Raw genomic sequence first — 13,015 nt, forward strand, 5'->3', positions numbered from 1 at the left:
GACGTACTTTTATCACAAAACCAAAAGCGATGACAATAGAACAATATAGACAAACGTATAAGGAAGAAGATGCCGTAGGCTGGGATTGCATTACTGCCGCATTAGAACAAATTTATGGAGAACAAGAGCCGCAACATTTTGGCAATGCACTTCCTTTTTCACTTGGAGGCGATAATCCACTCGATGGTTTAAGTGTATATGAAAGTACACAGCAAGAGGATCACTTTCACCTAGTCAGTTATGGTTTTTCCAACCTCTATTACGACGAAGAATCCATTGAATCCGACTACAGTGGCTACGGTTTTGAATTGACCTTTCGCTTTAAAAAACAAGGAGACAACAATATCCACTGGGCAATGAATTTAATGCAAAATCTTGCCAAATACGTTTTTGAGTCAGGCAAGTGGTTTGAAGCCTTTCACTTCATTCCCACCAATAGTCCTATTCGATTAGACTGGGATACTGCATTAGTTGGACTTGCTTTTGTTTTAGACCCTGAGCTCGGTTCAATCGAAACACCACATGGTCGTGTCGACTTTTTACAGCTAGTAGGAATAACACAACGCGAACTCGATCTGCTATGGGAAAATCCAAAACTAGCAGAAACGGAAAAACTATTGCATACTTTAAGTGAAGGCAACGCCTTACTTATTACCGATTTAGACAGAAAATAACAATAGTGTGAAATCCTACTTTGCATCTTTCCTTTTCTTTGCCCTGATGGGTTGTAGTACCTCCTCTCTATCGCTTTCGCCTACGAAGTATTCCTACGTTGGCCAGTCGCGTACCAAACAATTAGACCAAGAGAATCCTCAACTCCACCCTGCCATTACCCTAAAAGAAATACGTCAATCACTCTGGGGACGCAAAGCCGTTTTGGAAATTCAAGGGTGGTATAGTTCACAGGGACATCAGGCGAGAAGGTTAAAACAGATCAAGTGGATTCAAGAAATAGAGGGTAACCAATTGACATTCGTCTGTTATGTAGAACCCAAACGTGGTGTAGGAAAGGAAAGTGCCCATGTCTATGGATACAATTACAACCAAGAGATTAGTATTAGCATTCCATCAACGATTGAGCAGTTAAACGTTACATTGATCGAACAAAATATTGCTCAAAATGACATGGTAAGTTACCAATCTAATATACAACTAGATAATACAAAATAACAATCATACAACTCGGCTATAGTCCAACACCACATTAGCCCGTTATATCTGATAATTTGAGTCAATAAAACACAAATAAATTTAGCCTTATAAACCTGATTTTTTCATTTTTTCACTACCTTCACTTCTACCTAACACGATTTATATGAAATTAAAGCTTCCTCCAATAAATTATTCATTTTTCACATATTTTATTGCAGCGATACTAGGAGTTCTACTATTTCTATATTTAGATGCCGATAGCAGATATAGGTATATATTATTATCCCTTGCCTTTGTTTTTATTCTCTCTACAAGTTGTTTTCACGCGTTGAGTTTTAGAAGTTACCGGACTGTTTTATGGCCATTCATCCTCAATATGCTCCTGATTTTGGCCTTTATCATCGCCAATGGAGGAACAGGTAATGCTCCTTTCTTCGGATCAAACAACACTTCCCTATCTCTTTTTTTTATAACTCTTGGATTCAATTCGCATTGGTATATATTAATCGAAAATCAGCCTCTATCAGATTTTAGCTTTCTCTTAATCAATGCTTTATTATCTTTTATTATTCCTAGTATTGGGTATGCTATAGGGCATTTATATACCACAAAGATTCGACAATCGAATTCGAAATATTCAAATTCTTGAGTGGAGTCCATGACCAAAACGAAGTAAATCGCAAGATAGACAATATTTAATCCCCGTTATGGAAGAAAAATATATGACATGTTCTATACATGGTAAACAAGAAATGGCTTTGTTGTGCACGCATTTGGCGCATAGTTTACACAACCGTCTAGCAGTAGGTTTTTTTGAATACGATACAGGAGATATGGGCAGACCTGATGCATGGTGTAATACATGTGAAAGGGCATGGAATCACACGCAAACAGAAGAAGATCGCGAACAGTGGTTTATTGACTGCCAACACAAACTGATTTGTGTCAGTTGTTGGGATGAAGCCAAAGCCCTGAATCAAATAGCCACGGAAATTCATTTTAAATTACTGACAATAGCGGAAATTAAAACTGTGCTCCTAGAGGATGACGCAGGAGTACCTTTCTCAAAAAACATAGCTTTCCCTTTCCCATCGCTTTATTCATTATTTGCCAAACGCGCAGAAACAACGACTATCTCTTCTGAGACTACGCTATTTAACACCGTTGAAGCACTAAGTGAAAATAAAACAAATAACGGGTCTACGCATTGGATATTTGCAAGAAATGGACAAGGAGATCGTTGGTTATTTGACGAAAAAGGACACGTCTTTTTTGGCGATCACGACCATCAACCGATGAGCTTACACCCCTTATATCTCAACTTTGAACAATGGTTACAATTGGCCTTTTGTGTTCAGCAATTAGACGATTGGTTAGATGCCGGTTATCCTCCTGAACGCATAGCAATTTCCTTTAATGAAACACTGAATACCATCCATCCTCAACTGGAAGAAAACTATCCTTTTGAGCTGATCTAATAGCTATTTTATGAAGAAGAACCTACAATTACTTGCAATACTAAGTTTTTTAACCTTGGTTAGTTGTCAAGAAAAAACTAAAGAACAACCCGTAAAGGAAGCACCTACTCCTGTTGATGTACAACCTAGTGAAACACATACAAATCAACCCGATTATGTGCTATCGCCCGACCATCAAACCAATACTATCACCTTAGATATTGATGGAGACGGCAAACCCGATTACATCCAAATCGTAAAATCCCCTAGCAGCGGACGCTATGGAATTACAGTCAAAAGAGCAACAGGTGATTTTGCTATTATTGGTCCTATAGATGGTTCCACTCACCGTGTCCTTCCCGAAGACATGGAAGATATACTTTGGGCACAAGACATAACCGTTCAAGAAAAAAACGCGGTAATCTGTGAAGTTGTAGATGAAAATGGAGATTTGCGCCCGGAGGAAGACGTTCCTGAAGATGAAAAAATCACACTCCCATATGAGAGTTTACACCTAAGCGTACCCGAAAGTTGTGGAAGTGGACTCTTATATTGGTTAGATGGCACGTATCACTGGCACCAAACAAGCTAAAAAAAGGCGTTAATCGATTCGATTAACGCCTTGTTTTTATCCTTTATATCGCTCAAACGATTGCCAATATTTATCTTTATAAATCGCATACCCCAGCGAAAAATCGCTTTTGTACTTCATTTTCATTTGCTCTAAAACACGAGCAGGAAGTCTAAAATCTTTACAAGCAAAGAATATATCTCGGTTTCCATCTACTGTTTCTCTACCGAGATTCAAATAGCCCGCAGTATCGGGTAAAACTTCAATCAACTCATCTTCCACCTGATTCAACAATTGGTAGGTCGACTCATCTGGAAACCCATTTTCGTTGGCTTTATACGCAATTTCTACGCGTACGATCCAAGGATGTGAGGCTTTGGCATCCCAATCTAAAATAGTACGGTTAATCAAAGCAATCAAAGGCATTCCATTTTCCAACGTCCCCTCTAACCCAACATAAGAATCTTTTTCTGTATCGTAGCGCATTCCTTCGTATTTTTCAATGAACTCCTTTTCGCGCCACACTAAATAATCCTTTAGTTTTAAAATGGGAATTAAAGTTCCTGCTGCTTCGTCAGGTCCAATTACGCTTAAGTTATCGATAGAGGTAATAGCATTTAATTCACCCAGTAAATTATCTAAAAAGATATATACTCCATTGGTAATAACAGCTTTATCACTTGCTGTATAATCGTCGTATACAATGACTAAATCTACTTCATCCGGGTATTGTGGGTGTTCCACAGCGTAGAAATTAATTTTCTCTTTAGAAAACTCATAGTTATTCATTCGAATATTGAATCGACTGATGTCTACTGCAGGCTTTAAAGACGTAAATTTCCAGTTCTTCAACGAGGGAGCCGCTGCGACTAGATCTTCGATAAAAGCTACATTTTTAACGATCCCATCTGGGGTAAAAATCAACTCAGCCGTTTCGTCATCCATCATACCAGAAAGGAAGTAAATCCCTTCTTTTAATTCTTGTAATTTGGGTGCTAGGCGATCAAAGAAGTCTTCTTCGATTTTATCACGCCCTTTTACTACGCGGTAAAATGCTTGTTCATTTTCTTGAAACCAAACCCAAAAATCAGCTGGAGAGTTAATGGGATTTTCTTTTTTAGCAAAAATATTTTTTAGTATACTCATAAAACTAGTAGGATAAACCTCAACGATACAAAGACCATCGAAGTATTGTTATGATTTCATTTTAGTACGTATGGATGCTATCCATACTTGAGGTTGATTGACAACAAATTTAAATGTCATCCCTCCTTTGGTTGTAATGCGGATTCCTTGGTTGTACAACCTCATAAAGGATTCACCTTCTATAGTTTCAATATTCGTCCAATCCACTGTCCAATTACTCGATATAAATTCCTTAGTTTGAGGTTCAAAAGTCAGTTGCTCGTCTGTGGCATACAATACACCAACCACGGGAGATGTTTTGATTAACTGTTGTGCGACACCATAAAAAATAATGGGTTGATCATCCAAAACCGAAAAAGAAGGTTCTTTACCTTTGATTTTCAGCTTAAACATAAAAAGGTACCAAAAGACAGTAAAAAAAGTTGTCTGAAACAGGAGCTTCATCCAAGATATGGATGCCCCATCAGCCCATTCAAACAAATAAAATACAATAGCGTAGCCCAATCCAGTAAGTAAACTGATATACAGCTGATACTTCGGTTCTATCCTAATACTATTTCCTCCAATTTTCATATTATAATTCTTATCTCGTATGTAAAGATACTAAATAATATACCTACGGCTATTTTACTTATTTTTCTTCATTTTTGCCTTAATAAACTCGAAAATAATCGGTAAAATAGAAACAAAGATAATCAATAAAGCTATTTTGGAGAAGTTGTCTTTTACAATGGGCAGGTTGCCTAAGAAGTAACCCGCTAGCGTTAATCCTACCACCCAAATAATTCCACCGATCACGTTGTACAACATAAAAGTGCGGTAACGCATACTTCCTACGCCAGCTACAAAGGGAGCTAGGGTACGAACAATAGGGATAAAACGAGCGATAACGATAGTGCGTTCACCATATTTCTCGTAAAATGCATGGGTTTTATCTAAGTGTTCTTCTTTAATTACTTGCTTGCCAAACAGGCGAATCTTAGTCATTTTCATACCTGCTTTCATTCCGATAAAATAGTTGAGGGAATCCCCAGATATGGCTGCAATCAAGAGTAGAACAATCGCCAAAGTAATATCTAATTCTGTCGTTTGAGCAATGAGCATTCCCGTTGCAAACAGAAGGGAATCACCTGGTAAAAAAGGCATAATTACTAGCCCAGTTTCTACAAAAATAATCAAGAATAAAATAACGTAAATCCATGATCCATAATTCGCGATTAGCGTGTGTAAATATTGATCAATGTGAAAGATAAAATCTAGTAACTCCATAGTTCTTCGAAGTGAGTTTAATATTGAATTTGTTTGTCACACAAAGATGTAAAGATTATTCTAATTATAAAGAAAAAAAATCATTTAACAGCAAGTGATTGATGTACAGTCATTATTTTTTGTATTTTTAAGTCTAGTACTAAATCGAATCTGCTATGCTTTCACAGCTTGTACCACTTACCACCCTCAATCCAAATCTCGCCTCACTTCAGGCGATTACCCTTATGTTACACCTGTGTTTTTTAATTGCCTTTTTAATTATTATCATTCGATTTACCCGCGATTTTTTCTTTTATAAGCATCCCTTTCAACTGGCTTTCAATCGAAGAAAAGCTCCTTTGATTGTATTGGCCATCGTATATAGCGCAACTATGTTTGCTATTTATTTTATGTGGTAGCTTTTTTTAGGTGAATAGTGAGTGGTAAGATTTCGTCGCTCTTTGCTCGTCGCTCTTTGCTCGTCGTTCGATGCTCGTCGCTCTTTGCTCGTTGTAAAGCACAATTATCTTACAAATGAAGAGATTTAACAAATCGTAGCGTAGCGTAGATTCATCGAACACCAAAACAAAATATAAACCAGGTGAGATAAACCGCGCAAACCGCGCGAAGAACAAACCGCGCAAAGAACAAATCAAAGATTCATCGAACACCAAAACCAATATAAACTAGGTGAGATAAACCGCACAGATTTCGTTGCTCGTTGCTCGTTGCTCTTCGTTCGATGCTCGTTGTAAAGCACAATTATCTTACATACGAAGAGATTTAACAAATCGTAGCGTAGCGAAGATTCATCGAACACCAAAACAAAATATAAACCAGGTGAGATAAACCGCGCAAAGAACAAATCGTAGATTCATCGAACACCAAAACCAATATAAACTAGGTGAGATAAACCGCACAGATTTCGTTGCTCGTCGCTCTTTGCTCGTCGCTCTTTGCTCTTTGCTCCTCGCTCGTTGCTCCTCGCTCGTTGCTCCTCGCTCGTTGCTCCTCGCTCGTTGCTCGTTGCTCGTCGCTCGTTGCTCTTCGTTCGATGCTCGTTGTAAAGCACAATTATCTTACAAACCGTTCAACTTACAAACCGCGCAAACCGCGCGAATAACAAACCGCGCGAATAACAAACCGCGCGTAGCGTAGATTCATCGAACACTAAAACAAATAGTAACTAAGTGAGATAAAGAGCAAACATAAAAAAAGAGGCGAATCATTCATTTGCCTCTTTTTTTATGTTCTTTTTTATTCTTCCTCCTCTTCGTAAAAGTCGAGCCATTCCATGTCCTCTGACATGGTTTTATCGACGAACATATCCAATTGTTCTACGTAATCAGTAGCGAAATACACGCGTTGTGTTTTACCAATACTTTCGGACAGGCGGTATAAACGCGGTTCATGTCTATTTCTCAACTGTTGATCTATATCGTCAATGGCATACATTTTTAACTGGTTTACATCGAATCCAGCACCGCTAAACATCAAGTTTAGTCGCTCAGCTGTTCCGATGAGGATGTCATTTCCTAGAGACATTTGATTTTTATCGTCATCTAAATCGGTATAGTCGTGTACACCAAAAACGCGAATTCCCATTTTAGACCCGAAGCGATCAAACTCTTCTAATAGGCGTTCTACTTCAAATTTGTCCTTTACGACGATTAACACACGCGTAGAGATCATATCCTCTACAGGTGCTTCTACGCGTTGTAAAGCAGCCATAATTAAGGTTGTTGTTTTGCCTTCTTCATTAGGGGCAATCAGCACAAAATCTTGCCCTCCTTTAATACGTCCAAAAGCGGTCTTTTGCAAAAGGGTAGGTTCGACAAGTCCTTGTTCAGCTAAATTGTGTTGTAAAACGGGGTGTATTTTTTTTAATTTCATCTTATTTTGTAGCGAATAGCTTTACGTCTTCTAATGTTACTTCTTTCTCTCCTAAAATAATTAATCGCTCAATTACGTTGCGCAGTTCACGTATATTACCGCTCCAATCATACTGTTGCAATTGTGCAATGGCTTCTGGCGTAAATTTTTTGGGAGCGTTTCCTTGTTCGTTCGCAATTTGTCTAACAAAATGCTCCAGCAACAAAGGTATGTCATCTCGGCGATCATTCAAAGCGGGTACTTTGATTAGAATTACCGCTAGTCGATGGTATAAATCCTCTCTAAAACGCCCTGCTTCAATCTCTTTACGCAGATCTTTATTGGTTGCTGCCAATACGCGAACGTCAATTTTTTGATCTTTTTCTGCTCCAACACGAGTGATTACATTTTCCTGTAAAGCACGAAGCACTTTCGCTTGGGCAGACAGACTCATATCGCCAATTTCATCCAAGAATATAGTCCCTTTATCAGCTAATTCAAACTTTCCTGGTCGATCTTTAACCGCCGAAGTAAAGGCTCCTTTTACGTGACCAAACAACTCACTTTCAATGAGCTCTGCGGGAATAGCCGCACAGTTCACTTCTATCAATGGCTTTGAAGAACGCTGACTTTGGGCGTGAATTTGATGCGCCACCAATTCTTTCCCTGTACCATTGGGCCCGGTAATCAAGACACGAGCTTCAGTAGGTGCCACCTTTTCGATCATCGCTGTGATTTGTTGGATAGCATCACTTTGACCGATAATCTCATACTTCTTAGAAACTTTTTTCTTTAAGATCGTATTCTCTACCACCAATTTACTCTTGTCTAATGCATTGCGCACCGTTGTGAGTAAGCGATTCAAATCAGGTGGTTTGGAAATATAATCAAACGCCCCTAATTTCATAGTATTAATAGCCGTTTCTAAATCTCCATGTCCCGAAATCATAACAAACACGGTTTCAGGTTTTACCTTTTTTGCCTCAACGAGCAATTCATCGCCACTCATTTTAGGCATTTTAATATCCGATATTACCAAGTCATATTCTCCTTGGGCAATCATTTGTAATCCTTCTGCTCCATCCTCTGCCCCGTCCACTTTGTATTCGGGAGACTCTTCTTCTAAAATACGGATTAAAACACGGCGAATAGCCGCTTCATCTTCAACAATTAAAATCTTGGATTCTTTACTCATAACTTTAGTTTTAGGAAGGGATCTTAATATTTTAGCCACTTATACAGCTCTTTCCACGAAGGACGTTTCCCGTACATGAGGATACCTATTCGGTATATTTTTGCAGCAATCCACACCGTTAAAATAAAGGTCCCGAATAGCAATACAATTGATAGCAGTACTTGCCAAATTGGAACGCCGAACGGAATACGCATCAACATCACAATCGGAGAAGTAAATGGAATCATAGAAAATACAGTCGCTACGGTTCCATGCGGATCTTTGATAACTGTGAAAAAACCGATATATACACCTAACATCAACGGTAACATAATGGGAAACAAAAACTGCTGTGTATCTGTTTCATTGTCTACTGCTGCACCAATTGCCGCATATAAGGAGCTATATAAGAAATAGCCCCCAATAAAAAAGACAATAAAGTACACAAACCAAGACAACAACGGCAAGCTCATGATTTCAGCTACGTAGTTTTGGATATCACTCATTACGCTTGTATCCATAGCCGTTGCCATTTGTGCAGCTTCTATATTCGACGCACCAGCATTCAATCCAAAAACAGAAGTCGCCACGAGCATCAAAATTCCGCCAACAACACCCCAAATCAAAAATTGCAATAAACCCGCCATGGAGGTACCGATAATTTTTCCCATCATCAACTGAAAGGGTTTGACTGACGAGACAATTACTTCAATAATTCGGTTTGTTTTTTCTTCAATCACTGAACGCATCACCATATTGCCGTACACAATAATAAACATCATGATACAATAGCCGAAAAGCGAACCAATAAAGATCTTGATTTCATTCAATCCTTTTACCGTTTGTTCTCCTGATGCTTTTTGCAGGTGCAAGCTAACGGAAGCCTGATTCTCTTTAATGATTTGAGGATCAATCCCCTTGTCAATTAAATTTAAACTGGATACTTTATTTTCAATGATTGACTCAATTTTACTGATGAAAGCAATACCAGGGCTATCATTAGAAATATAGTAAATCGACTGTTCATAGGCTGCTAAATCTTCTTGCTTTGGGATATATAAGAGTCCGCTGTATTTTTCAGCTAAGACACTATCTTTTAGTACTGCAATGGGAATAGCCGATAGATTTTTATATTCGTATTCTTCCGAATTTTCAAAATCACCGCTAAAAATAGCACTCTCATCGTGAATAGCGATTACTTTGGTCGTTGACTTCATTGTACTTAAAAATCCGATAAGCACAGCAATACCCACAAAGAATAGTGGGGCTAAAAAAGTCATAACAATAAACGCTTTATTACGCGCTTTGGCGATAAATTCTCTTTTTATAATTAATTTAAGAACGCTCATACTTATTTACTTACAGTTTGAATAAAAATATCATTTGCCGTTGGCAGTTTTTCTACAAAATGAGTGACTTGTCCATTGTTTGACAAGATATGCAATAACTCATTAGGCATCGCCTGACCTAAATCAATCTCCAATTGTAACTCGTCATTTAAAGACTTAAACGAGGTCGGTTGTACGGTAAATTTCTGGGATAATTCAAACATTAAACGATGTACATCACTTGACAAAATTCCTACTTGATACAAATTAGTTCGAAAATCGCGTTTGACATCGACCAAACGCCCTTCAATTAATTTATTTGACTTGTGAATCAAAGCAATGTAATCACACATCTCCTCCACACTTTCCATGCGGTGAGTGGAAAAGATAATCGTTGCTCCTTTTTCTTTGAGTTCAAGAATTTCGTCTTTGATAATATTGGCATTTACGGGGTCAAAACCAGAGAAAGGTTCATCAAAGATCAACAATTTCGGTTTGTGCAATACAGTTACGACAAACTGTATTTTTTGTGCCATACCTTTAGACAGTTCCTGAATTTTTTTGTTCCACCATCCTTTGATATCGAGTTTGTCAAACCAATAATCTAGTTGTTCTTTGGCTTCGGCTTTACTCAACCCTTTCAATTGGGCAAGATATAGCGCTTGTTCACCTACTTTCATGGTTTTATACAAGCCTCGTTCTTCGGGCATATAACCAATATCTTTAATGTGATGAGGGCTCAAAGGCTGACCGTCTAAAAGGATTTGTCCTTGATCGGGATAGGTGATTTGGTTGATAATTCGGATGAGGGACGTTTTCCCCGCTCCATTAGGTCCTAATAATCCATATACAGACCCTTTGGGAACAGTGAGAGAAACATTATTCAAAGCTGTTTTGTCAGCATATTTTTTTTCTACATTCTTAACTTCTAAGATAGGTTGCATCAATCGATCTTTTATATTTCATGTAAAAATAAATCATTTATTTCAACTTGCGAAGAACAAGGTATATTTTGATTACAAATAGGCATAAAAAAACCCAACCTCATATTACTATAAGGTTGGGAAAAATTGCTATGAAAAAGAAAATCCACTGTTTAATAAGTGTGCATCAAATGTATGACTTCTTTTCTAATTACGAAAACATTTCTTTGACTTTTTCAAAAAAAGATTTATCACCCTTACCTGGAGACGGTTTAAAGTTGCTATCTTCTTCCATTTTCTCAAAGAATTCTTTCTGTTCTTTTGTGAGTTTTTTCGGTGTCCATACGTTGACGTGAACCAATAAATCACCACTGCCATAACTGTTTAAGCGCGGCAATCCTTTTCCTCTCAATCGGAGAATTTTCCCTGATTGGATTCCCTCTTCCAATTTGATGCGCACATTACCCGTTACGGTATAAATTTCTTTACTACCTCCTAAAGCTGCCTCAGAGAAGCTGATATAGAGGTCATAATGTAAATTATCACCTTCTCTTTTTAAGGACTCGTGTTCTAATTCTTCAATTACAACCAACAAATCTCCAGCAACACTGTTATTTCCTGGTGCTTCGTTTCCTTTGCCTGCCACTTTTAGTTGCATGCCTTCTGCTACACCTGCTGGAATTTTGATTGATACAGTTTCTTCCTGTACCACCATTCCTTCTGCATCTGATCCTGCTGGTTTTTGGTCAATCATTTGTCCACTCCCTTGACATGTATGACAAGGAGAAGCCGTTTGCATACGACCAAATACCGTATTGGCTATTTTAGTCACTTGTCCAGATCCATTACACGTAGCACAAGTCTTGTACGTAACACCTGCTGCTTTTATTTTGCGCTTTACTTTTACTTTCTTTTCTACACCGTTTGCGATGTCTTCCAGCGTTAGTTTTACTTTAATACGCAAACTAGTTCCCTTGGCTCTGCGTTGACCGCCACCGCCGCCAAAACCACCGAAACCACCGAAACCGCCACCGCCAAAAGCACTGCCGAAAATATCTCCAAACTGACTGAAGATATCATCCATGTTCATATGACCGCCGCCAAATCCTCCGCCACCTTCAAAAGCCGCATGTCCATATTGGTCATAACGCGCTTTCTTATCTGGATCACTTAATACTTCGTAAGCTTCTGCTGCTTCCTTGAATTTCTCCTCCGCTTCTTTATCCCCTGGATTCTTATCTGGGTGAAATTCAATGGCCTTTTTACGGTATGCCTTTTTAATGGCAGCTGCATCTGCTCCTTTATCGATACCTAATATTTCGTAATAATCTTTCTTCATTTGGATTCTGAGTTTCTATTAATAAATTGGTCTAAACGCACGTTTATTGACCAATAACAACTTTTGGAAAACGAATAATTTTATCGCCTAATTTATATCCCTTTTCTACGACATCTACCACTTTTCCTTTTAAGTCATCTCCCGCAGGAATTTGTGTAATCGCTTCGGATATATCTGCATCAAAAGCATCACCACTTTGGATAACTACTTCCTCTAATCCTTTTGCAGCCAAGGTGTCAATTAATTTGGTAGAAATTAAACGCACACCTGTCAGGTGTTCGCTTTCTCCTTGCTTTTCTAATTCTGATAAAGCACGACCAAAATCGTCCAAAATAGGAAGCATCGCTGACATAACTTCCTCATTCGCTGTCTTAAACAATTCTAAACGCTCCTTCGATGTACGGCGCTTGTAGTTTTCAAACTCTGCAAATAAACGCAAATACTTGTCTTTCTCTTCTGCAATTTTAGCATTCATCACTTCTTCAATAGATGCTGTCTCTGCCGTTGTTGCCTCAGTTTCTTGCGTATTTTCCGCTGTTACGTCCACTTCTTCCTTGTTTATATCTTTATTTTCCATAGTGCTATCCTAAATTATTTGTTGCTTTCTCTTAATCAAATCCTTTGCCAACTGTTTATTTCTGTCATAATGTCAGTTTTTTGGTGAGTGGTGAATGGTGAGTGGTGAATGGTGAGTGGTGAATAGTGAGTGGTGAATAGTGAGTGGTGAATAGTGAGTGGTGAATAGTGAGTGGTGAATAGTGAGTGGTGAATAGTGAGTGGTGAATAGTGAGTGGTGAATAGTGAG

14 protein-coding genes are annotated in these 13,015 nt (G+C 38.3%); 5 read left to right on the forward strand and 9 right to left on the reverse strand.

The window, feature by feature from the left end; translation table 11 throughout:
* The first annotated feature begins 29 nt into the window (after nt 1-29).
* From HX062_RS12150 to HX062_RS12165, 4 genes are all read left to right on the forward strand, one after another.
* Nucleotides 30-674, forward strand: a complete 645-nt coding sequence (locus HX062_RS12150) for a suppressor of fused domain protein (protein WP_182626980.1) — start codon at nt 30-32, stop codon at nt 672-674.
* A gap of 7 nt (nt 675-681) precedes the next feature.
* Nucleotides 682-1,170, forward strand: a complete 489-nt coding sequence (locus HX062_RS12155) for a hypothetical protein (protein ID WP_286467597.1) — start codon at nt 682-684, stop codon at nt 1,168-1,170.
* Nucleotides 1,171-1,874: 704 nt separating this feature from the next.
* Nucleotides 1,875-2,630, forward strand: coding sequence for a hypothetical protein (locus HX062_RS12160; RefSeq protein WP_286467598.1), 756 nt, complete (start codon nt 1,875-1,877; stop codon nt 2,628-2,630).
* A 10-nt stretch (nt 2,631-2,640) separates the two neighbouring features.
* Nucleotides 2,641-3,201 carry a hypothetical protein gene (locus tag HX062_RS12165; protein WP_286467599.1) on the forward strand — a complete coding sequence of 187 codons (561 nt, stop codon included), beginning with the start codon at nt 2,641-2,643 and terminating at the stop codon, nt 3,199-3,201.
* A gap of 36 nt (nt 3,202-3,237) precedes the next feature.
* Here the strand turns inward: HX062_RS12165 and HX062_RS12170 are convergent, their stop codons facing one another.
* Genes HX062_RS12170 through HX062_RS12180 form a run of 3 tightly spaced genes read right to left on the reverse strand, consistent with a single transcriptional unit; the run spans nt 3,238 to nt 5,595 of the window.
* Nucleotides 3,238-4,326, reverse strand: a complete 1,089-nt coding sequence (locus HX062_RS12170) for a DUF695 domain-containing protein (protein ID WP_286467600.1) — start codon at nt 4,324-4,326, stop codon at nt 3,238-3,240.
* A 48-nt stretch (nt 4,327-4,374) separates the two neighbouring features.
* Complete coding sequence (locus HX062_RS12175) at nt 4,375-4,899, reverse strand: GRAM domain-containing protein (protein ID WP_286467601.1); 525 nt, start codon at nt 4,897-4,899, stop codon at nt 4,375-4,377.
* Nucleotides 4,900-4,953: 54 nt separating this feature from the next.
* Nucleotides 4,954-5,595, reverse strand: a complete 642-nt coding sequence (locus HX062_RS12180) for a DedA family protein (protein WP_182626989.1) — start codon at nt 5,593-5,595, stop codon at nt 4,954-4,956.
* Nucleotides 5,596-5,750: 155 nt separating this feature from the next.
* Between HX062_RS12180 and HX062_RS12185 the strand changes: the two genes are divergently transcribed.
* Nucleotides 5,751-5,993: a hypothetical protein gene (locus HX062_RS12185; protein ID WP_182626991.1), complete on the forward strand. Its 243-nt coding sequence runs from the start codon at nt 5,751-5,753 to the stop codon at nt 5,991-5,993.
* An 838-nt stretch (nt 5,994-6,831) separates the two neighbouring features.
* Here HX062_RS12185 and HX062_RS12190 read toward each other — a convergent pair.
* From HX062_RS12190 to HX062_RS12215, 6 genes are all read right to left on the reverse strand, one after another.
* The gene (locus tag HX062_RS12190) at nt 6,832-7,467 is read right to left on the reverse strand and encodes a DEAD/DEAH box helicase family protein (RefSeq protein ID WP_182626996.1); all 636 of its coding nucleotides are present in this window, start codon (nt 7,465-7,467) and stop codon (nt 6,832-6,834) included.
* Nucleotide 7,468: 1 nt separating this feature from the next.
* The gene (locus HX062_RS12195; protein ID WP_286467602.1) at nt 7,469-8,641 is read right to left on the reverse strand and encodes a sigma-54-dependent transcriptional regulator; all 1,173 of its coding nucleotides are present in this window, start codon (nt 8,639-8,641) and stop codon (nt 7,469-7,471) included.
* Nucleotides 8,642-8,664: 23 nt separating this feature from the next.
* Nucleotides 8,665-9,969: an ABC transporter permease gene (locus HX062_RS12200; protein ID WP_286467604.1), complete on the reverse strand. Its 1,305-nt coding sequence runs from the start codon at nt 9,967-9,969 to the stop codon at nt 8,665-8,667.
* 2 nt (nt 9,970-9,971) lie between these two features.
* Complete coding sequence (locus HX062_RS12205) at nt 9,972-10,892, reverse strand: ABC transporter ATP-binding protein (protein WP_182627001.1); 921 nt, start codon at nt 10,890-10,892, stop codon at nt 9,972-9,974.
* Nucleotides 10,893-11,082: 190 nt separating this feature from the next.
* Entirely contained in the window at nt 11,083-12,210 is a 1,128-nt protein-coding gene (dnaJ, locus tag HX062_RS12210) for a molecular chaperone DnaJ (RefSeq protein ID WP_182627003.1), read from the reverse strand.
* Between the two features lie 43 nt (nt 12,211-12,253).
* On the reverse strand, nt 12,254-12,787 hold the full coding sequence (locus HX062_RS12215; RefSeq protein ID WP_286467606.1) for a nucleotide exchange factor GrpE: 534 nt from the start codon (nt 12,785-12,787) through the stop codon (nt 12,254-12,256).
* Nucleotides 12,788-13,015: the final 228 nt, after the last annotated feature.

The organism is Myroides sp. DF42-4-2, assembly GCF_030326445.1.
GTDB lineage: Bacteria > Bacteroidota > Bacteroidia > Flavobacteriales > Flavobacteriaceae > Flavobacterium.

What these genes read in the sequence shown, in the direction of transcription:
- HX062_RS12170 (WP_286467600.1), bottom strand. Translation starts at nt 4,326, where the DNA reads ATGAGTATACTAAAAAATATTTTTGCTAAAAAAGAAAATCCCATTAAC.
- HX062_RS12185 (WP_182626991.1), top strand. Translation starts at nt 5,751, where the DNA reads ATGCTTTCACAGCTTGTACCACTTACCACCCTCAATCCAAATCTCGCC.
- HX062_RS12195 (WP_286467602.1), bottom strand. Translation starts at nt 8,641, where the DNA reads ATGAGTAAAGAATCCAAGATTTTAATTGTTGAAGATGAAGCGGCTATT.
- HX062_RS12190 (WP_182626996.1), bottom strand. Translation starts at nt 7,467, where the DNA reads ATGAAATTAAAAAAAATACACCCCGTTTTACAACACAATTTAGCTGAA.
- HX062_RS12175 (WP_286467601.1), bottom strand. Translation starts at nt 4,899, where the DNA reads ATGAAAATTGGAGGAAATAGTATTAGGATAGAACCGAAGTATCAGCTG.
- HX062_RS12160 (WP_286467598.1), top strand. Translation starts at nt 1,875, where the DNA reads ATGACATGTTCTATACATGGTAAACAAGAAATGGCTTTGTTGTGCACG.
- HX062_RS12180 (WP_182626989.1), bottom strand. Translation starts at nt 5,595, where the DNA reads ATGGAGTTACTAGATTTTATCTTTCACATTGATCAATATTTACACACG.
- HX062_RS12205 (WP_182627001.1), bottom strand. Translation starts at nt 10,892, where the DNA reads ATGCAACCTATCTTAGAAGTTAAGAATGTAGAAAAAAAATATGCTGAC.
- dnaJ (WP_182627003.1), bottom strand. Translation starts at nt 12,210, where the DNA reads ATGAAGAAAGATTATTACGAAATATTAGGTATCGATAAAGGAGCAGAT.
- HX062_RS12165 (WP_286467599.1), top strand. Translation starts at nt 2,641, where the DNA reads ATGAAGAAGAACCTACAATTACTTGCAATACTAAGTTTTTTAACCTTG.
- HX062_RS12150 (WP_182626980.1), top strand. Translation starts at nt 30, where the DNA reads ATGACAATAGAACAATATAGACAAACGTATAAGGAAGAAGATGCCGTA.
- HX062_RS12215 (WP_286467606.1), bottom strand. Translation starts at nt 12,787, where the DNA reads ATGGAAAATAAAGATATAAACAAGGAAGAAGTGGACGTAACAGCGGAA.
- HX062_RS12200 (WP_286467604.1), bottom strand. Translation starts at nt 9,969, where the DNA reads ATGAGCGTTCTTAAATTAATTATAAAAAGAGAATTTATCGCCAAAGCG.